This is a genomic window from Halococcus sp. IIIV-5B, assembly GCF_003602035.1.
Taxonomy (GTDB): domain Archaea; phylum Halobacteriota; class Halobacteria; order Halobacteriales; family Halococcaceae; genus Halococcus; species Halococcus salsus.
Map to the genome: position 1 here is coordinate 59030 of NZ_QZWE01000012.1, position 18776 is coordinate 77805.

Annotated in this window: 22 protein-coding genes and 1 tRNA gene; 11 read left to right on the forward strand and 12 right to left on the reverse strand. The window is 67.8% G+C overall.

Translation table 11 applies throughout. The features are described 5' to 3' along the window. The first annotated feature begins 91 nt into the window (after positions 1-91). Positions 92-502 (forward strand): hypothetical protein, encoded by a 411-nt coding sequence (locus D3261_RS10025; RefSeq protein WP_120071969.1) that lies wholly within the window; start codon positions 92-94, stop codon positions 500-502. Between the two features lie 86 nt (positions 503-588). Here the strand turns inward: D3261_RS10025 and D3261_RS10030 are convergent, their stop codons facing one another. Both D3261_RS10030 and D3261_RS10035 read right to left on the reverse strand, forming a co-directional pair. Further along, positions 589-1479, reverse strand: coding sequence for a hypothetical protein (locus D3261_RS10030; protein ID WP_158589378.1), 891 nt, complete (start codon positions 1477-1479; stop codon positions 589-591). Then, positions 1476-2294: a hypothetical protein gene (locus D3261_RS10035; protein ID WP_120071973.1), complete on the reverse strand. Its 819-nt coding sequence runs from the start codon at positions 2292-2294 to the stop codon at positions 1476-1478. The genes D3261_RS10030 and D3261_RS10035 overlap by 4 nt, the downstream gene beginning before the upstream one ends. A gap of 120 nt (positions 2295-2414) precedes the next feature. On the opposite strand from D3261_RS10035, the gene D3261_RS10040 reads away from it, so the two are divergent. Next, positions 2415-3401, forward strand: coding sequence for an ornithine cyclodeaminase family protein (locus D3261_RS10040; RefSeq protein WP_120071975.1), 987 nt, complete (start codon positions 2415-2417; stop codon positions 3399-3401). Here D3261_RS10040 and D3261_RS10045 read toward each other — a convergent pair. Then, positions 3391-3609, reverse strand: coding sequence for a hypothetical protein (locus D3261_RS10045; RefSeq protein WP_120071977.1), 219 nt, complete (start codon positions 3607-3609; stop codon positions 3391-3393). The two genes, D3261_RS10040 and D3261_RS10045, sit on opposite strands and share 11 nt — an antisense overlap. A 101-nt stretch (positions 3610-3710) precedes the next feature. Between D3261_RS10045 and leuS the strand changes: the two genes are divergently transcribed. After that, positions 3711-6365, forward strand: a complete 2655-nt coding sequence (leuS, locus tag D3261_RS10050; protein ID WP_120071979.1) for a leucine--tRNA ligase — start codon at positions 3711-3713, stop codon at positions 6363-6365. A 347-nt stretch (positions 6366-6712) separates the two neighbouring features. Here leuS and D3261_RS10055 read toward each other — a convergent pair whose 3' ends face one another. The 4 genes from D3261_RS10055 to D3261_RS10070 all read right to left on the reverse strand — a co-directional run bounded on the left by D3261_RS10055 (position 6713) and on the right by D3261_RS10070 (position 8905). Beyond that, positions 6713-7168 carry a peroxiredoxin gene (locus D3261_RS10055; protein ID WP_120071981.1) on the reverse strand — a complete coding sequence of 152 codons (456 nt, stop codon included), beginning with the start codon at positions 7166-7168 and terminating at the stop codon, positions 6713-6715. A 40-nt stretch (positions 7169-7208) separates the two neighbouring features. Further along, positions 7209-7628, reverse strand: a complete 420-nt coding sequence (locus D3261_RS10060; protein ID WP_120071983.1) for an Hsp20/alpha crystallin family protein — start codon at positions 7626-7628, stop codon at positions 7209-7211. Between the two features lie 36 nt (positions 7629-7664). Further along, on the reverse strand, positions 7665-8471 hold the full coding sequence (gene pheA / locus D3261_RS10065) for a prephenate dehydratase (RefSeq protein ID WP_120071986.1): 807 nt from the start codon (positions 8469-8471) through the stop codon (positions 7665-7667). 349 nt (positions 8472-8820) lie between these two features. Beyond that, positions 8821-8905 (reverse strand) — tRNA-Leu (locus D3261_RS10070). 312 nt (positions 8906-9217) lie between these two features. On the opposite strand from D3261_RS10070, the gene D3261_RS10075 reads away from it, so the two are divergent. Next, a complete protein-coding gene (locus D3261_RS10075) occupies positions 9218-9481 on the forward strand; it encodes a hypothetical protein (RefSeq protein WP_120071988.1) in 264 nt (87 codons plus the stop codon). Between the two features lie 57 nt (positions 9482-9538). Here D3261_RS10075 and D3261_RS20855 read toward each other — a convergent pair whose 3' ends face one another. The 3 genes from D3261_RS20855 to D3261_RS10085 all read right to left on the reverse strand — a co-directional run bounded on the left by D3261_RS20855 (position 9539) and on the right by D3261_RS10085 (position 11308). Next, entirely contained in the window at positions 9539-9661 is a 123-nt protein-coding gene (locus D3261_RS20855; protein ID WP_255409215.1) for a hypothetical protein, read from the reverse strand. A gap of 160 nt (positions 9662-9821) precedes the next feature. Beyond that, on the reverse strand, positions 9822-10220 hold the full coding sequence (locus D3261_RS10080) for a hypothetical protein (RefSeq protein ID WP_120071990.1): 399 nt from the start codon (positions 10218-10220) through the stop codon (positions 9822-9824). Between the two features lie 86 nt (positions 10221-10306). Next, positions 10307-11308 (reverse strand): glutathione S-transferase family protein, encoded by a 1002-nt coding sequence (locus D3261_RS10085; RefSeq protein ID WP_120071992.1) that lies wholly within the window; start codon positions 11306-11308, stop codon positions 10307-10309. A gap of 90 nt (positions 11309-11398) precedes the next feature. Here D3261_RS10085 and D3261_RS10090 point away from each other — a divergent pair, with 90 nt between their 5' ends. Beyond that, complete coding sequence (locus D3261_RS10090) at positions 11399-11929, forward strand: 50S ribosomal protein L16 (protein WP_120071994.1); 531 nt, start codon at positions 11399-11401, stop codon at positions 11927-11929. 39 nt (positions 11930-11968) lie between these two features. Next, positions 11969-12832 carry a RimK family alpha-L-glutamate ligase gene (locus D3261_RS10095; protein ID WP_120071996.1) on the forward strand — a complete coding sequence of 288 codons (864 nt, stop codon included), beginning with the start codon at positions 11969-11971 and terminating at the stop codon, positions 12830-12832. A gap of 261 nt (positions 12833-13093) precedes the next feature. On the opposite strand, the gene D3261_RS10100 is transcribed toward D3261_RS10095, so the two are convergent. Both D3261_RS10100 and D3261_RS10105 read right to left on the reverse strand, forming a co-directional pair. Continuing rightward, on the reverse strand, positions 13094-13477 hold the full coding sequence (locus tag D3261_RS10100; protein WP_120071998.1) for an Hsp20/alpha crystallin family protein: 384 nt from the start codon (positions 13475-13477) through the stop codon (positions 13094-13096). Positions 13478-13849: 372 nt separating this feature from the next. Continuing rightward, positions 13850-14863, reverse strand: coding sequence for a type II glyceraldehyde-3-phosphate dehydrogenase (locus D3261_RS10105; RefSeq protein WP_120072051.1), 1014 nt, complete (start codon positions 14861-14863; stop codon positions 13850-13852). 81 nt (positions 14864-14944) lie between these two features. Between D3261_RS10105 and D3261_RS10110 the strand changes: the two genes are divergently transcribed. The 5 genes from D3261_RS10110 to D3261_RS10130 all read left to right on the forward strand — a co-directional run bounded on the left by D3261_RS10110 (position 14945) and on the right by D3261_RS10130 (position 18722). Continuing rightward, positions 14945-15898, forward strand: a complete 954-nt coding sequence (locus tag D3261_RS10110; RefSeq protein ID WP_120072000.1) for an aminopeptidase — start codon at positions 14945-14947, stop codon at positions 15896-15898. A gap of 159 nt (positions 15899-16057) precedes the next feature. Beyond that, positions 16058-16264 carry a DUF2892 domain-containing protein gene (locus tag D3261_RS10115; RefSeq protein ID WP_120072002.1) on the forward strand — a complete coding sequence of 69 codons (207 nt, stop codon included), beginning with the start codon at positions 16058-16060 and terminating at the stop codon, positions 16262-16264. A 69-nt stretch (positions 16265-16333) separates the two neighbouring features. Then, entirely contained in the window at positions 16334-16978 is a 645-nt protein-coding gene (locus D3261_RS10120) for an HVO_0476 family zinc finger protein (protein ID WP_120072004.1), read from the forward strand. Between the two features lies 1 nt (position 16979). Further along, entirely contained in the window at positions 16980-17600 is a 621-nt protein-coding gene (locus D3261_RS10125; RefSeq protein ID WP_120072006.1) for a protein-L-isoaspartate(D-aspartate) O-methyltransferase, read from the forward strand. Between the two features lie 381 nt (positions 17601-17981). Continuing rightward, positions 17982-18722 carry a protein-L-isoaspartate O-methyltransferase gene (locus D3261_RS10130; protein WP_120072008.1) on the forward strand — a complete coding sequence of 247 codons (741 nt, stop codon included), beginning with the start codon at positions 17982-17984 and terminating at the stop codon, positions 18720-18722. Positions 18723-18776: the final 54 nt, after the last annotated feature.

Sequence of the window (18776 nt, forward strand, 5' to 3'; positions counted from 1 at the left end):
TTGCGACCGTTCTTTCGAGTCGAGACGACGGACGTCGAGCCTCCGGTGAGCGCAGGAACGTATTTATCACTGACTGGTAAACGATGAGAGTATGGGTGACAACGTCCATTCGGTTCTCGTCGGTCGTGACCGCCACCGCTCTCGACGGTTCTCCGCTCTGGCGGGTGCGTTCGCCCTCGCGAGCACGCTGGTCTACACCGCGATAGTGCTCGGCGGGCTCCCGGACACCTTCCCGTTCATGGTCGGGCCGATCGTCGTCGTCCTCGGTGTCGCGACGGTCAGCGCCTATCTCAACGACGGAGTTCTCGTCAGTGGGCTGATCACGGGACTGTTCGCGGTCGGCGGGATCGTCGCGATGCACGTCGACGCCGGTCTCGGGTCGGTCAGCTATCCCGTCTCGCTAGCGACGGACCTCCGAATCCTCGCCATCTTCGTCGGACTCGGGGTCGCCGGGTTCGTCGTCGGTGCCGTCGCCCGACGTATCGCCGCTCGCATCGCCTGACCGTTCCCGCAGTATCGGTCCTTCGTCCATCGAGTCTCCCGTTCGACAACCCGACCAGCAGTCGAAACGACGCTTCGTCACCGCCGTTACGGGTTCGTCGTGGTTCGTTCGGCTCCCGCCGTCGTCCCGGTCGCGCCCGGATCCGTCGGCTGCGTTTCGGTCGTCGTTCCCGCTCCCGGCACCGTCGTGGTCCGCTCCCGCGCGGTATCGACCCAGGCCGGCCGTTCCGGCGATGGGGTCGTGCCGACGTCGTCGTAGGTCACGACGGTCGTCGCCGTGGCGGACTCGTTGCCGGCGAACGTCGCCCGGGTCACGCGATAGCGCTGGATCCGCCCATCCGAATCCACGACCAGCCGGAACGTCGTGCCGTCCATCAGTTGCCCCTCGGTGCGCCCCCGAACGACGTAGACGGGGGTGCCGTTGCGCTCCCGCTCGGCCACCGAGGTCCCGGCGAGGCTGGTCGAGTCGAAGAGGTATTCGAGGCTCCCGGCACCGTACGTCCCGATCCGCTGTTGGCTCCCGACCGCGATGCGGTCGTAGGTCGTCGTCCCGTTCGTGTACGTTCGGTTCACGAGGAGCTCGCCGTCGCGCTGCCAGGCCTCGATGTGGGTCGGTTCGTCGGTTCCGTTCCGGTCGAGAACGAGACGAACCGCCTCGCCCGGCGGTCCCGCGTACGTCGTGCTCGTGCCGCGAGCGGTGACCGACCCGTTCGGGAACTCGACGGTGGTGTTCGAGCGGGTCGTGAACGACCGGTCATCGAGGGCGTCGGCGTGCGCGGCCAGCAGCGCGTCGGGGTCCTCGATCCCCCGCTGCGTGAGGCCGGGCGCGAGCGCCGGGTGGGCCGTCGCCGTCGGCCGGTCGGTCGGCACCGCGGCGGGCGTCACCGTCGACGTCGATTCGCCGTCGCCGCCGTCGAGCACACCGTTACAGCCGGCGAGGATCACCAGGACGACGACCACCAGGGATCGCCACCTCATCCGCTCGTGGTCGTGCCGTTCGGTGCGGTTCGGTTCATCGCCGTTCCGACCCACGCGGGGCGCTCGGGGACCTCGGTCGTGCCGACCCCGGAGAAGGCGGCGGTTCGCACGAGCGGGCTGCTCGTGTTCCCCGCCGGGCTCGTTTCGGTGCGAAGCTCGTGGATGACGCCGCGCTCGTCGACCACCAGCCGGAGGGACGACTCAGCACCGGTCGTCGTCCCGTTGGTGTCGCTCGTGACGACGTAGCGTGTGGACCCGTTCGACCGGCGCTCGCTCACCGAGGTGTTCGCGGGGCCGTACGCTTCGAGGGCGTACTCGACACCGCCGCTCACGGCCCCCGACCGACCGCTCGCGTCCGCCGGGAGTCGCTCGTAGCGGGTGGTGCCGTTGGCGTAGGTGTTGTTGACGAATACCGGGCCGCCGTCCGTCCAGACTTCACGGTGGGCGGGCACCCCGCCAGTCGCGACCGACGTGGCGCTCCCGCGCTGTTCGACGACCGAGTCCAACCCTTCGCCGGGCGGCCCGACGCGAACGACGCTCGACGTGTCGACGAGCACCGACCCGTTCGCGGTTCGCGCGGTCGCGTTCGTGGTCCTGGTGAACGACTGGTTCCCGAGGACCGACTCGTGGGCCACGACCAGCGCGCTCGCGTTCACCACGCCGGCGTCGGTGAGCCCCGGCGCGAGCCGTTCACCGCTGGTGGTTTCGTTCGCCGTCGACGGCCCCGTCGTTTCCGAGGATCCTCCGTCGAGGACCCCGCTGCATCCGGCCAACACGACGGCGACGACGAGAACCAGTCCGGCGGTACGGCGCATGTTGGAGGTCGAAACCACCGACGCAAACCTCTTTCGTTGGCCCACCCCGACCTCCCGTGGTCGGCCACCGCGCTCGGGAGAACTGGTGGCACTTATTGCCACCGCGCGGAAACGCCCGGCATGGATACCCTCCTGCTCGACCGCGAAGCGGTCGACGCGAACGCCCGGATGGACGAAGTCACCGACGCCGTAAGTGCGGCCTTCGCGGCCTACGAACGTGGTGACGCCCGGATGCCAGCGAAGTCCTACATCGACCTCCCCGAGTACAACGGGGACTTCCGGTCGATGCCGGCCTACATGGACGCCGGCGACTGGGACGCCGCCGGCATCAAGTGGGTCAACGTCCACCCCGACAACCCTCAAAAGTTCGATTTGCCCACGGTGATCGGCACGATGATCTACTCCGACCCGGAGACCGCGATGCCGCTCGCGATCATGGACGGCTCCGAGGTCACGATGAAGCGGACCGGTGCGGCCGCCGCCGTCGCCACCGACCACCTCGCGATCCCCGAGGCCAGAAGCCTCGGCCTCGTGGGCGCTGGCGTCCAGTCCTACACCCAGGTCGAGGCGATCGCCGCGATCCGCGACATCGAGGAGATCGTGGTCTCGGACCTCGACGAGGAGGCCATCGAGGCGTTCGTCGACGCCTTCGCCGACCGCTTCAATGTTCGTGCCGGCTCTATCGCCGAAGCCGCCGCCTGCGACGTCCTCTCGACGGTCACCCCGAGCACGGAGCCGCTCGTCTCGCGCGAGCACCTCGGCGCGCACACTCACGTCAACGCGATGGGGGCCGACGCCGCCGCGAAACAGGAACTCGACCCCGGGATCCTCGAAGCGGCGAAGCTCGTGATCGACGATCACGACCAAACCACGCACTCGGGCGAGATCAGCATCCCCTACACCGACGGCACGATCGGCGACGACGACATCGACGCCGCGGTGGGCGAGATCGTGGTCGGCGACCGACCCGGTCGGACCGACGACGACGGCATCACGGTCTTCGACAGCACCGGCCTCGCGATCCAGGACGTGGCGACTGCGCACGTGGTCTACGAGCACGCCCAGGAGACGGGCGACGTCGAGTCGTTCGCGTTCGTCAGCCGGTAGCTTCCTCGGGCTGGTCGCCCGAGCCGAGCGCCCGATCGAGCAGCCAGTAGACCACGAACAGCGGGATCACCGGCAGTGCGACCACGAAGAGGAGGACGAAGATCCCCCAGCCGATGACGTCCATCTCGGTGTTTCCGTGTGGTCTGGAGAGGGGCGTGACCGTTCTGATTCCCGAGTCGTCCTCCGCCGCGTCGCCATCGCTGCTCATACCCCACCCTACGCCGGTGGGCATCAAGAACGTCGCGGCTCTCCCCGATCAATGACAAGGTAAAAAGCCGACCGTCATCAAGGAAACCCAAGCCGTCTCTCATGTCTCGACAGGACACCTACGACCACACCGCCATCGAACAGACCTGGCAGGCCCGCTGGGACGAGGCCGGCGTCTACCGAACGCCGAACGACGCGACCGACCCGGCCTACGTCCTCGCGATGTTCCCCTACCCGTCGGGCCAGCTCCACATGGGTCACGTCCGGAACTACACCATCACCGACGCGTACGCCCGCTACCTTCGGATGCAGGGCGAGGACGTGCTCCACCCGATGGGCTGGGATTCCTTTGGGATGCCCGCCGAGAACGCCGCGATCGAACGCGAGAGCGACCCTCGGGAGTGGACCATGGACTGCATCGACACCATGCGCGACCAGATGCGGTCGGTGGGCCTCGGCTACGACTGGGAGCGCGAGGTCACGACCTGCGACCCCGACTACTACCGCTGGAACCAGTGGTTCTTCAAGCGCTTCTACGAGGAAGGACTCGCCGAGCAGAAGGGCGGCGAGGTCAACTGGTGTCCGTCGTGCGAGACCGTGCTGGCGAACGAGCAGGTCGAGGGCGAGGACGAACACTGCTGGCGCTGTGGCACGCCCGTCGAGTCCCGAACCCTCGACCAGTGGTTCCTCTCGATCACCGAGTACGCCGACGAACTCCTCGACGGGATCGACGAGTTGGAGGGCTGGCCCGACAGCGTTCGCGGGATGCAGCGCAACTGGATCGGTCGCCAGGAAGGCGCGCGGGTCGAGTTCGAGATCCCGGGCTTCGGCGGTATCAAGGCCTTCACGACCCGCCTCGACACCATCCACGGTGCGACCTTCTTCGCGCTCGCGCCGGGCCACGAGGTCACCCAGGAACTGATCGCCGACGACCCCGAACTCGAAACACAGGTCGAGACCCTCGACCCCGACGCCGACAGTGAGGAGAAACGCGGCGTCTTCACGGGCGAGCACGCGGTCAACCCGCTGACGAGCGAGGAGATACCCGTCTACGTCGCCGACTTCGTGCTCTCGGACGTCGGCACGGGCGCGCTGATGGGCGTGCCGGGCCACGACGACCGCGACCACGAGTTCGCCAGCGAGTACGACGTCGAGATCCGCCAGGTCGTCGCGCCCGCTGACGGCGACGAATCGGTCGACATCGAGGAGGGAGCCTACACCGAGGACGGCGTGCTGGTCAACAGCGGCGACTACGACGGGCTGGAGAGTCAGACGGCCCGCGACCGGCTGGTCGACGCCATCGAGAGCGCGTCGCACCACACCCAGTACCGGCTCCGCGACTGGCTGATCAGCCGCCAGCGCTACTGGGGTACCCCGATCCCCATCGTCCACTGTGAAGAGTGCGGTGCCGTGCCGGTGCCCGACGAGGATCTGCCTGTGGAGCTCCCCGAATTCGTGCCGACGCCGACCGGCAACCCGCTCGACGAGGTCGAGGAGTTCGTCCACACCGAGTGTCCCGACTGTGGCGGTCCCGCCGAGCGCGAGACCGACACGATGGACACCTTCATGGACTCGTCGTGGTACTTCCTCAGGTTCATCTCGCCCGACCTCGACGACGCGCCGTTCGACACCGACCGCGCGAACGACTGGATGCCGGTCGACGAGTACGTCGGCGGGATCGAACACGCCGTCCTGCACCTGCTCTACGCCCGCTTTTTCACCCGTGCACTCTCGGACATGGGCATGGTCGACGTCGAGGAGCCGTTCGACGACCTGACGAACCACGGGATGGTGTTGCTCGAGAACCGGGCGATGTCGAAGAGCCAGAACCACGTCGTCTCGCCCGACGAGATCATCGCGGAGTACGGTGCGGACACCGCGCGGCTGTTCATGATGAGCGTCGCGGGCCCCGAGACGGACTTCAACTGGACCGACCGCGGCGTGCGCTCGAACAACGAGTTCGTCCGCCGGCTCTACGCCACCGTGACGGCGTTCGTCGAGGGGGGCACCGAAACCGTCGAGGCCGGCGACCGGCCGATCGACGAGTACGTCGCCCGGGAGACCGACGCCACAGTGATGGCGGCGACCGCGGGCTACGACGGGTTCCGGTTCGACGAGGCGCTCCGGGAGGCCCGCGCGCTGGTCACGCTGCTCCGGCAGTACCGCGAGCGGGTCACGCCCGACGCGTCGACGTTCGAACGCGGGCTCCGGGTCGCGGTTCGGCTGCTCGCGCCCGTCGTCCCACACGTCGCCGAGGAGTGCTGGGAGGCGCTCGGCGAGGAGGACTTCGTGGCCGAGGCCGACTGGCCGGTCGCCGGGGACGACGTCGACTACGCCGCCGAACGCCGGCTGGTCGAGAACACCCGCGAGGACGTCCGGCACATCGTCGACGTCGCCGACATTGAGGACCCCGAGGCGATCGAGGTGGTCGTCGCGCCCGCGTGGAAGCATCGGGCGCTCGACATCGCCATCGAAGCCGACGACGACGTCGTCGGGAGCGTGATGCGTGACGAGGAACTCCGGACGCGCGGCGAGGCCGCCGCCGACTACGCGAAGGACCTCGCGGCGAACCACCAGTCGCTGACCGACGCGCTCGCGCCCGAGACCGAACTCGCCGCGCTCCGGCGGGCGACGTGGCTGTTCGAACGCGAGTTCGAGGCCGACGTGACGATAGTCCCCGCCGACGACGCCGACGAGAGCGTGGCGAAGAAGGCAACTCCCGGACGACCCGCGATACAGGTTCACGAAGACGACTGACGAAGCTGAGTTAATTCTGCTGCATATGCTTTGTTCGGCTCTCATCGGAAGACCGTGAGTCCGCGTTGCGAACCACAAATCCTCTCGACAAACCGCGAACCCGTCGATAAACCGCGAATCCCGACTCCAATGAGGGACCGCCTCCGCCCCGCGACCGCCACGAGCCTCCCCAGCCGACTCCGTCGGCTCGTTCGCGTTACTCACTCGCCTCCGTCATCCCTCGCACGCCGATTCGCGCCCGGCACTCACTGTCGTTCGTTGCCGAGCGCGTGCGCGCGCCACAGCATCCACACCGCAACGCACCCCGTCCACACCGCATCCGCAACGCACCGCCGGCGGTTGTCGGGTCAGTCGTCGAGCGCGACCAGCCCCGATTCGTCCGCGTCTTCGAGCACCGCGCGGGCGTGACCGTCGGGGTCGACGGACTCGTAGACCTGCTGGACCTCGCTGTCGGCGAGCACGAACGTGGTTCGGGCCGCGACATCGTCCTCGACGTCGAGGTCGAACGCGTTCGCGACCTCGCCCTCGGGGTCGGCGAGCAGGTCGAAGTCGAGGTCGTTGTCGTCGGCAAACCGCTCGTGGGAGTCGACGTCGTCGGTCGAGACGCCGTACACCGTCAGCCCGGCGTCGCAGTAGGTCTCGTGTTCGGCCGCGAACTGGTTGGCTTCGAGTGTACAGCCGGGTGTGTCGTCGCGCGGGTAGAAGTAGACCACCGTCGGTTCGTCGAAGTCGGGCGAGACGGTCTCGCCGTGCTGGTTCGTCGCGCTCACGTCGGGTGCCGAGTCGCCGGTCGAGAGGACCATGTCCGTCCTCCGGGCGGGTGCCGAAAGTCGGTTCCGCTCTTCAGTCGATGTCGATGCTGCGCGAGTCCGAGTCGCTCGCGGCCTTCGGGAGCGTCACGGTGAGCACGCCGTTGGTGTACGCGGCGCTCGCCTCGCCCTCCTCGACCCGTTCGGGGAGGGTCAGCGACCGGCTCACCGACCGGGTGTGGCGCTCGCGCCGGAGGTAGTCGCCGTCGGACTCCTCGGTCGAATCGTCGCGCTCGGCGGTGATGCGGAGGGTTCGGTCGGCGACCGAGAGGTCGATCTCCTCGCGGTCGTAGCCCGGCAGGTCGGCCGTGACCTCGAAGCTATCCTCGGTGTCGGCGAGGTCGACGGAGACCGACTGGGTCGCGGGGACGGGCATCTCGTTGAACCGGCCGAACTGGTCGTTCATGCGGTCGAACATCCGCTCGATCTCGTCGAAGGGGTTGCGTCGGGACATTTTCACCTCACTGTAGGCTCGCGAGGCAGTTAAATCTCACTCGACGACGTGTTCGGTGTCGTAGGAGCCGAGTCGTCGGACCCAGCCCGCCTCGGCGAGGGTTTCGATCTCCTCGACGGCGGCCTGGGTTCGGTCCTCGTAGAGGCCCGCCTCGATGTCGATGTGGAAGACGTAGTCCCCGAGGCGTTCGCCGCTCGGCCGCGACTCGATCCGGGTGAGGTTGATGCGGCGGTCCGCGAACGGTCGGAGGAGGTCGAGCAGGAGTCCGGGGTGGTTGTCGTTGGGGTAGACGATCAGCGAGCTCTTGCCGCCCGCGGTCGAGCGCTCGGCGGTCGGGGCCACCACGAGGAAACGGGTCGCGTTCGAGGTCCGGTCCTGGATGTCCTCGGCGAGCACCGAGAGCCCGGCGTCGGCGGTGCCGGGGTGGGCGATCGCCGCCACGTCCGGGTCCTCGCGCGCGCGTTCGACCCCGCGAGCGGTGCTGGTGACGGATTCGAGGGTCGCGTCGGGGTACTCGCTGTCGAGGTAGCTCCGACACTGGGCGAGCGCCTGGGGGTGGCTCGCCACGACCGAGAAATCGCCCGTCTGCGCCAACAGTGCGTGGCGGATCGGGGTGATGAGTTCGCGCACCACCGCGACCTCGAACTCGGCGAGCCCGTCGAGGCTCTCGGTGACCGAGCCCTCGATGCTGTTCTCGACTGGGACGATCCCCCGGTCGGCCTCGCCCGTGGCGACCGCTTCGACGATCCCGGTGACTGATTCGCGGAACTCGATCCCATCGCCGACGGCCCCGGCCGCGCGATGGGAGTAGGTGCCCGCCGGACCCAGCGTGACGATCCTCATTGCCGGTTCTTCCGCACACCTGGGCAAAAGCGTGTGGGGTCCGGCGGTGGCGGTGCGGCCTGCGGTCGCGGCGCGGTTGCGGCGGTGTGGGTGCGGTAGCGGTGCGGCCGCAGGCGGTTGCGGTGCGGTCCTGGCGGATGAAGGGCGAGGCGCGAGTGAAACGAGCGCCGAGGGCTTCGGCGGAAGCGGTTGGCGGTTGCTGTGCGGGTAGTGATTGTACCGCGAGTGAGCCGAAGGCGAACGAGTGGGCGCGAGGGTGACCGAAGGGAACCCGACGCGCTTTTGATCCACATTTTGCCAGCGAGGGAGCGAGCGCTAGCGAGCGACTGAGCGCAGCAAAAGGTGGGAGTGCGTGGGACCGGATTTGAACCGGCGGACCTCTACAGGACAGCGCCCTCAACGCTGCGCCGTTGGCCTGGCTTGGCTACCCACGCGCGATCTGTCCGTATCCCGCCGTCCGATAAAAGCCCTTTGTTGCCGACCCGATGTGCGTCGGGGTGGCAGGACACGCTCTCACACTCTCCCTCTCACCAGCGCTTCGTGTCCGCGAACCGACCGACGGCGGTCGAAGTTGAGTCTTTTTTGTGGGTCGAGACCGGAGCCGTGGTTCGGATGGAAATCGGTCGCTCCGAACGCTATTCGGTGCAGTGGGATGGTGCGAAAGCGATGGTAGACGAGTCGTGGTCCGGCGGACGGGTGGTCGACGAGGACGACACCGGACGGGACGGTGGACGGGGGTAGCACGGATGGTGCTCGCCGACGTGGTCTTCGTCTCGCTCACGACGGTCCAGATCGTCGCGCTGATACCGACGCTCCGGGATACCGAGAGCCGGATCCCGCGGCTCACCTCCGGCACCGCGGCGTTCGTGTGGTTCGCCTACTCGCTGACCTACCTCACGATGGGGCTCGTCTTCGCCGCGGTCTCCGGCACGGTCGGGGCCCTGATGTGGGCGTACATCCTCCTCAAGAAACCGACGGTCGACGACATCGAGCTCCCGTCGACCGACTGACGCGGACCGACGGCCCTCTCGGCCGTTCCAAGGGACCGGTCGTGCCCGAGGGGAGCGCTACGGGACCGAGAGCACGCGACCGCAGAGGGTGCAGGGGATCGTATACTGGCCCGGGCGGCGGCAGCCCGGTTCGTCGTACCACGTTTCTCCGCCACAGTTCGGGCAGGTCGCGATCGGCATACGAGGGCCATCGCCGACGGCCGGTTATCACCTTTCCATGTAGAAGGGACGACACGATCACCGAACCAAAGGCGGAGAGTCGGTCTCGTCGGGCCGAGCGCGTCTGTCCGCTCCTGTCGTTCCGAGGGTGCCCACCGCGAGCGTGCCCGCACGAATCCCTCTACGTGCTATCGGGTGTGAGGTGCGCCCGACGACCGACCCACCGGCCGACGAAACCACCGACCGCCCCGCCGACGGAGAGCGGTATCACGCCGATGAGGGCGTAGACGTATCCGTAGGTGACCCCGGCGATCGAGAGTGTGATGACCGGGTCCGACGGGTTCAGCGCGACTTGGCCAACGAGAACGGCGGTGTAGACGACGAACAGCACCCCGCCGCCGAGCAGCGCGCCGGCTCCGCCGCTGACCACTTCGTCGTTCCAGTGGCCCGCTCGGAGTCCGACGACGAGTCCACCAACGACCCCGGAGAGGAGCACCTCGGCCGGACTCGCGACGACGTACAGCACCGCCGCCGTCACGGCGGTTGCGACCGCGCCGAGCTTTACGAGGTCTCTGTCCATGGTACCGACTAACGAACCCTCAATATTAAGTCTTCACCCGCTTCTCGAAAGGCTCGCTGCGACACGAACACGGTGTCCGCCGGTCGTCAGTCGGCCGAGAGGCCGGCGAGCTCGTGGGGGGGACCACCGGCCAGCCGGTCGCGGTCGTGGTCGGCCCCGAAGTCGTGATTCGGCCCGACCGCGACGATGCGTTTCGGGTTGATGTCGGGATGGGTTCGGTAGTAGTGTTCCCGGATGTGGTCCATCCGAACCGTCTCGGCCACCCCGGGGAGCTGGTAGAGCTCCTTCAGGTAGTTCCAGAGGTTCGGGTACTCCGATATCTTCCGGACGTTGCACTTGAAGTGGGTGTGGTAGACGTCGTCGAAGCGGAGCAGCGTGGTGAACATACAGACGTCGGCTTCGGTGAGGGCGTCGCCACAGAGGTAGCGCTGGTCGGCGAGGACCGCCTCCCAGTGGTCGAGGGCGTCGAACAGTTCGCCGACGGCGTTCTCGTAGGCGTCCTGACTCCCCGCGAAGCCCGCGCGATAGACCCCGTTGTTGATCGGTTCGTAGATCGCCTCGATCGTCTCGTCGACCTCGTCGCGCTCGCCCTCGGGATAGAGCGTCGCGTCGTTGGCGAACTCGTCGAAGGCGGTGTCGAGCATCCGCATCACCTCCTCGGACTCGTTGTTGACGATGGTCTCCTGCTCCTTGTCCCAGAGCACGGGCACCGTCACGCGACCCGTGAACTCGGGGTCGGCCTTCACGTACGCCTCACGGAGGTAGTCGAACCCGTTCTGGGAGTCGGGGGTCGCGCCGTCCTTCTCGGGGGTGAACTGCCAGCCGTCCTCGGCTCGGTAGGGGTCCACGATGTCGACCGAGACGACGTCCTCGAGCCCGCGGAGCGCGCGCGTCACGAGGGTTCGGTGAGCCCACGGACACGCGTACGAAACGTAGAGGTGATAGCGACCCGACTCGGCGGGGAACTCGGCGTCCGGGTCCGCCTCGACCCAGTTCCGAAAGCTTGTCTCCTGTCTGTCGAACTCGTCGTCGTCGTTCGTGCTCTCGTAGGCGTCGGTTCGCCACTCGCCGTCGACCAGCATGTTCATGGGTTGGTGTGAGGGGCCCGTCGTTCATAGGGTATGTGGTGGGCCTTCTTCGATGGGTTTATTCGGCCCCTCGGCCTTGCTCTTCGTACTATGGCCGACAAACCCGCCTCGATGTACCGGGAGATCTCGAAGCCCGCGTACACCCGAAAGGAGTACATTACTGGTATTCCGGGCTCGACCATCGCCCAGCACAAGATGGGCGACGTCCGGACCGACCCCGAGGAGTACCCGGTGCAGATCAGCCTCTCGGTCGACGAGGAGATCCAGATCCGCCACGGGGCGATGGAGTCCTCGCGCCTCTCGGCGAACCGGTACCTCATCAAGAACCTCGGCGAGGGCAACTACAAGATGATCCTCCGGAAGTTCCCCCACCACGTCCTCCGGGAGAACAAGCAGGCGACCGGCGCGGGCGCGGACCGTGTCTCCGACGGGATGCGCCAGGCGTTCGGCAAACCCGTTGGGACCGCGGCGCGGATCAGCGCCGGCGAGCGCCTCTTCACGATCTGGTGTGAGCCCGACCAGGCCGACGTCGCGAAGGACGCCCTCCGTCGGGCGTACAACAAGGTCGGCACGCCGTGTACGGTCACCGTCGAGCGCGGCGAAGAGCTGCTCGTCGCCTGAACTTCGAACGCTTTTGTCGCCGGCGGGTTTTGAAACGGTATGACCAGGCTCGCGGTCGCCACCAGGAAGGAGACGTTCGAGCGGATGCGCGTGCCGTTGGCCGACCGCGACATCGAGGTCGACCACGTCGTCACCGACCAGCGGACGATCCCGCTGACCGATCCGGGCTCCGAGTGGGACGGTTTCGACGTCGGCTTCGTCCATCCCTCGCGACTCATCGAGGGCGGGGTCGCCGACGCGTTGCTCGACGTGCCGTGGGTCAACGACCGTGAGGCGATCCTGACCTCGCGGAACAAGGCCGACGTGCTCGCCCGCCTCTCGCGTGCGGGCCTCCCGGTCCCGCGAAGCGTTCTCGTCTCGGACCCCATCGACGAGTCCTCGCTCGTCGAGACGTTCGAGCAGTTCGAGCCACCCGTCGTTGTCAAACCGAACTCCACGACCCGCGGCACGGGTGTGGTGAAAGTCGACGACCTCGATTCGTTCCTCGGTGTGACCGACTACCTCCGATTGATCCACGACGACCCCGCGACCGGCGACCGCTCGTTTCTCGTCCAGGAGTACCTCCCGGACGCGACCGACTACCGCGCGATGTGTATCGACGGGGCGTACGCGGGTGCGGTCGAGCGCCGACTCCCTGAGCCCGAACGGGCGACGGGCCGTTGGAAGCACAACGTCCACCGCGGGGCCGAGGCCGAGGGGGTCGACCTCCCCAGCGACCTCCGGGAGCTCGCCGAGCAAACCGCGGCCACCCTCGACATCCCCTGGCTCGGGGTCGACCTGCTCGTCAACGACGACCGCGCGGTGGTCTCGGAGACCAACGCCCGGCCGACCATCGACGCCGCGACGAAGTACGAATCCGGTTTCTACGACGACCTCGCGGACCTCATCGAAGCCCAGGTCTGAGCACTGCGGACCGCGGCCGCGGTGCGGGGCGATGCAGCCTGCGGTTGCGGTGGTGCGGTACCTGGTGGATGAAGGGCGACGGCGCGAGTGAAACGAGCGCCGGAGGGCTTCGGCGGTGCTGTGCGGAGAGGATGCGGAAAGGTTGGTGTTGTCCCGCGAGTGAGGCCGGAGGCCGAACGAGCGGCCGTTTTTAGCGTAGATTTTTGCGAGGAGTGGTGCGCGAGCGCAGCGAGCGCACCCGACGAAGTAAAAAGGTACGCTCTAGAGATCGATGTCGGCGGAGGTGTCGCTACGTTCGAAGACGACTTCGAGGATGCCGTTGTTGTAGGTCGCGTTCGCCGAGCGCTCGTCGACTCGCGTGGGGAGGCGCACGCGCTCGGTGACCTCGCGGCGGTCGCCGGCGGCCTCGATGGTGAGTCGGCGACCGTCGCAGGTGAGGTCGATGGCGTCCTTTTCGATCCCCGGGAGGTCCGCGACGACGCGCACCGACTCGCCGTCCTCGTAGACGTCGACGTGGGCACCGGTGCCGTCGATGGTGTCGGTGTGGATGTCGACGTTCCCGTTCATCATCCCGTCCATCATCCGCTCTATCTCGTTGAAGATGTCCTCGAACGGGTCACGGTCGTCGCGGTCGCCCGGTTGCATACCTATGGTATGCGAGGGCGGGTCAAAAGGGTTAGGCTACCACTTTTTTCCTCGTCCCCATTCGCTCGCCTTCGGCTCGCTCAGGGTCCTCGCAAAAACCTGGACTAAAAAAAAGGCCGCTCCTTCCTTCGCTTCGCTCAGTCATTCGCGGTACAATTACTAACACCTCCGCAACCGCCCCGCACAGCACCGCTCCGCGACCGCCACATACCTCCCCAACCGACTGCGCTCCTCGGTCGTTCGCTCCGCTCACTCTCTGCGGTGCTCATCCCTCGCACGCCGATTCGCGCTCGCGGGTTCACGTCCGTTCACCCACGAGCGCGTGCGCGCGCCACTGCACTTGATTTGCGACCGTCCGTGGATAGCGCGGCCTCAGAACCCGATGCCGAGCGCGTCGTTGGTGGTCTCGACGCTCTCGGCGGCATCGGCGGTTCCCGCCACCGCACGCACCGCGTCGACGTTCTCGGGCACCACGTCGGACTCCTGGTGGATGGCCTGGAAGAGGTAGAGGTCGTTCCCCTCCATCGAGACCGACTCGCCCCAAAGGCAGTTCTCCCAGAGGTCGCCTCGTGGCCGCCCCGCGTCGAGCGCGAACTCCTTCAGCTTCCCCGCACCGTCGATCCCGAATTTCTCGGGCACCACGAACAACCGCGATTCGCCGTCGAGGAGTTCTCTGACTTCCGCCGCGTCCGGCTCGGCGTCGAGCGAGACGTTCACGCTGTGCATGTGCATCAGCGTCGCCGGCACCTTGAGCCCCAGCGTGTCGATGGCGAGCTCCGGGAAGATCGTCTGGACGTCCGGCCCGTGGTGCGACGGCAGCGAGATCGGGTTCGGGAGGATGTCGTTGACCGGACCGCGTCCGGACTGGGCGGGGTCGCCGGCGCGCCGGACCAGCGTCGCGCGGACCTTCTCGATTCCATACTCCTCTTCGAGCGGCGCGACGAGCCGCGAGAGGCCGGTCGTGTTACACGAGACCACGCGGACGTGGTCGGCCCCGCTCGCGTCGGCGAAGTTCGCCCGCGCGTTGAAGCTCACGTCCACCATCTCGGCGTCCTCGCCGCCCTGATAGAGCGCGGGCGTGTCGTGGTCCTCGTAGAGCGCCTTGTTCTCCGCACCGATCCCCGAGGGGGTGGCGTCGACCACGACGTCGGATTCCGCGACGAGTTCGTCGACCAACCCTGCGAGTTCGATGTCGGCCTTCACGAACTGGTCGGCGCGCTCCTCGATGGCGGCGTACAAGGGATAGCCCTTCGCCACGGCGCGTTCGGCCTCGAAGTTCGGTCGCGTTTTCGCCACACCCACGAGTTCCATGTCCGGCTGGGCGGCGACCGCGTCCGCGACGCGCTTGCCGATCGTACCGTAGCCGTTGACGCCGACATCGAGCATGTCTTCGTGTGTTCGAGCGACGGGCATAACCGTTTCGCGCGCCGGCCGAAAACCTAAGCGCGCGGCCCCCGTGCTCGGGTCATGAGCCACGCAGACGGGACGCCCCTCGAACGGGCGGCCGAGACCGCCGTCAACCAGTGTCTCGCGCTCCGGTCGAACGAATCGTGCGTCGTGGTGACAGACGACGACCGTCTCGCCATCGGTGAAGCGCTCTACGAGGCCGCCCACGAGGTGACCGAGGACGCCGTCCTCGTCCGGTACCCACCGGGTTCCCAACACGGCACCGAACCCCCGACGCCCGTCGCGGCCACAATGCGCAGCAGCGACGTGGTGCTCTGCCCGACGACTAAGAGTTTGAGTCACACTCGCGCGCGCTCGCGCGCGAACGAGGCCGGGGCCCGTATCGCCACCCTCCCCGGCATCACCGAGGAGGTCTTTCGGACGGGGCTGAACACCGACTACCGCGAGATCGAGTCCGCGTGTGAGACCGTGCTCGACGCGGTCGAGGGAGCCGACGAGATCCGGGTGACGTCGCCCGCAGGCACCGACATCACCTTCGAACCCGGCGCGCACGAGTGGCTCGCGGACACCGGCATCGTCCACGAGGCGGGCGTGATGTCGAACCTCCCCGCCGGCGAGGTGTTCGTCAGCCCCGAGACCGCCGAGGGAACCTACGTCGTCGACGGCACGATGATGCCCCACGGGCTGCTCGACCGGGAGCTCGAATTCGAAGTCGAGGACGGCTTCGTCACCGAGATCTCCGACGACGACGTCCGCGAGCAGGTCGAGCGCGGCGCGGAGGAGGTGGGCGAGGACGCCTACAACCTTGCCGAACTCGGTATCGGCACCAACGTCGCCGTCACGGAACTGGTCGGCTCGGTGCTCCTCGACGAGAAAGCCGCCGGTACCGTCCACATCGCGATCGGCGACGACCACGGCATCGGTGGCGACACGCAGGCCCCGCTCCACCTCGACGGCATCCTGCGCGACCCCACCGTCTACGCCGACGGCGAGGAAATCGAACTCCCGGAGTAGGACGGGCGGCGAAGCCACGGGACGGTTGCACGCCTCGTTTCGTCTCGAATCGACTTCGATCCGGTCTCCGACTCACGGTTCGAACAGCGACGTGGAGGAGATAAATCTCCCATCCGAGTGCGGGGGAACTGATTTCTCGGTCGACACCGAAACGACGTCATGCGACAGAACGTCGGGGAGACCGACCGGGTCGTTCGCGGTACCGTCGGCATCTGGCTGGTCATGGTCGCGGTGAGTGCGTTTCGGTCGGGGCGGAAAACCGTGTGCCTGATCACCGGCCTCGCGGGCCTCGGACTGCTGCAGAACGCGCTGACTGGGTTCTGTGGTGGAAATTGGCTGTTCGGGGTCGACACGACCACCGATTGAAGCCCGGACGGACCGCTCCAGCCACGCACGACCACCACGGCTTTTATTCGCGCGCCCGATAGAGCCGGCATGACTCAGGCCACCGAACGCGTCGCGACGTCCTGTCCGGCGTGTTCACCCGACACCGCGGTCGTCCACGAGGTCCTCAAACCCGGGAGCCAGTCGACGGTTCGCTGCAGCGAGTGCAGCCACGTCCACAAGGTCCGGATCGAGGAGCCCGAAACCCGCGAACGCGACGTCATCGTCTCCCAGGACGGCGACTCGTTCTCGACCACGACCGAGATCCCCACCGGCGAGCGCCTCGCGGTCGGCGAGGAGTTCGTGCTCGACACCCCCGAGGCCCTGCTGACCGTCCGCATCACGAGCCTCGAAGTCGAGGGCGGGCGGACCGACGACGCGACCACTGAAGAGATCGAGACGGTCTGGACGCGGGTCGTCGGCAACGTCGGCGTCGACGTCACCCTCAACCCCGCGGACGGCGGCGACGAGACCAGGGGTGTGGAGCTCCGGGTCCCCGGCGACTACGAGTTCACCGTGGGCGAGCGCGAGGACCTCGGCGAGGAGTCGTTCACCGTCAAAGGGATCCACCTCCGCCCCGACGCCACGGGCTACGGCTTCGACCGGCTCGACCACGAGGGCGACATGGCGTTCGCGAAGGACGTCAACCGGGTCTACGCCGACGACGAGTCGAGTTCGGCGTGGTCCGTCTGGTGAGATGGACGCCCGAGCCCGACGGGAGCGGTTAGTCGAGCAGCTCGACCGTGAGGGCCGTATCGAACGCGACTCGACCCGCGAGGCGCTCCTGGCCGTACCGCGCCACGAGTTCGTCCCCGAGAATCGGCGGCGCGCGGCCTACGACGACCGCCCACTCCCGATCGGCGAGGGCCAGACCATCAGCGCGCCCCACATGGTGGCGATGATGACCGACCTGCTCGCGCTCGACCCCGACGACTCGGTACTCGAGATCGGCACCGGCTGTGGCTACCACGCCGCCGTCACCGCCGAAGTGGTCGGACGTCTCCGCTCCGTCGAGTACTACGAACCCCTCGCGGTCGCGACCCGCGAGCGCCTCGCGCGACTCGGCTACGACGTCGAGATTCGCGTGGGTGACGGCCACGAGGGCTGGCCCGAGGGCGCGCCCTACGACGCGGCCTACCTGACGTGCGCCGCTCCGGCGATCCCCGAGCCCGTGATCGAGCAGGTCCGTCCCGGCGGTCGGATCGTCGCGCCGGTTGGCACGCGACGACAGACCCTCGTGCGCGCGACCAAACAGGGAGACGGTGATCTCGACGTCGAGAAGCACGGTGGGGTTCGGTTCGTTCGAATGCAGGGGTGAGTCGGGTCAGAGGAGCGGCTGTTCATGTTTCCGCCGAAGGATTTGAAGGAAGTATCGGACCTGAGTCGACCGCTAATCCCGATGCAAACGAGAACTGTAAACCGCCTCGCAACCGCCCGCGACGGCCACACGCCTCCCCAGCCGACTGCGCTTCTCGCTCGTTTCACTCGCTGTGATGCTCATCCCTCGCACAGTGGTCGCGGTCGCACGCTCACGTTCGCTCGCGTACGACCGCGAGCGCGCGCCACAGCATCCGCACCGCCGGCGGACGGTGGAGATCGCCGATACGGCACCGGAGCCGGCGGTTGACCGGTCGTCGCGAATTCCTCGACCGGCCGGCGAAGGCGCGCGATTCAAGACCGACGAGGACGGATCTCGGGTATGGATTCGGCGGTGTTGCGCGACGACATGGTCGCGGGACTCGAACACGAGAGCAAGGGGGTCGTCGAGACCACGAGCGTGAGCGCCGCGCTCCGGGCGGTCCCGCGCCACGAGTTCGTCGCCGAGGAGAAGGCCGCCTACGCCGACCGCTCGTTCGACCACCGTGGAACGGCGGTCCTCGCCCCGAACACGGTCGCACGCCTCATCGAGGCGCTCGCGCCGACCCCCGGCGACAGCGTGCTGGTCGTGGGCGCGGGCGTCGGCTACACCGCCGCGGTCTGTGCCGAGATCGCGGGCCAACAGCACGTCCACGCCGTCGACATCTCGCGTCGGCTGGTCTTCGACGCCCGACAGAACCTCTCGCGCGCGGGCTACGGCGGCGTCCTCGTCGACCGCCGCGACGGCGCGTACGGGCTGGCGGAGTACGCCCCCTTCGACCGGATACTGCTCGAAGCCGCCGCCGTGCGACCGCCGCGCGCGCTCGCCGACCAGCTCGCGCCGGACGGTCGGCTCGTGATGCCGGTCGGCACGCGCGACCAGTCGCTCGTCGCTCTCGACGACGCGGGGCACGAGACGCGGTTCGGCCCCACGAGCTTCGCCCCCCTGCTCGTCGAGGGCGAACAGTCCGACTCGGTCGAACGAAACCGCACCGTTCGCGAGGACCGCGAGCGCGCACGTGCGGTCGCCGAACGCCGAACCGGCTGGGAACACGACTGGATCGACTGGGACCGCCAGGGCTGACTCACCGCACGCTTCCTCGGGGTCACTCACCGTACCATCGGCTACCCGTGCGCG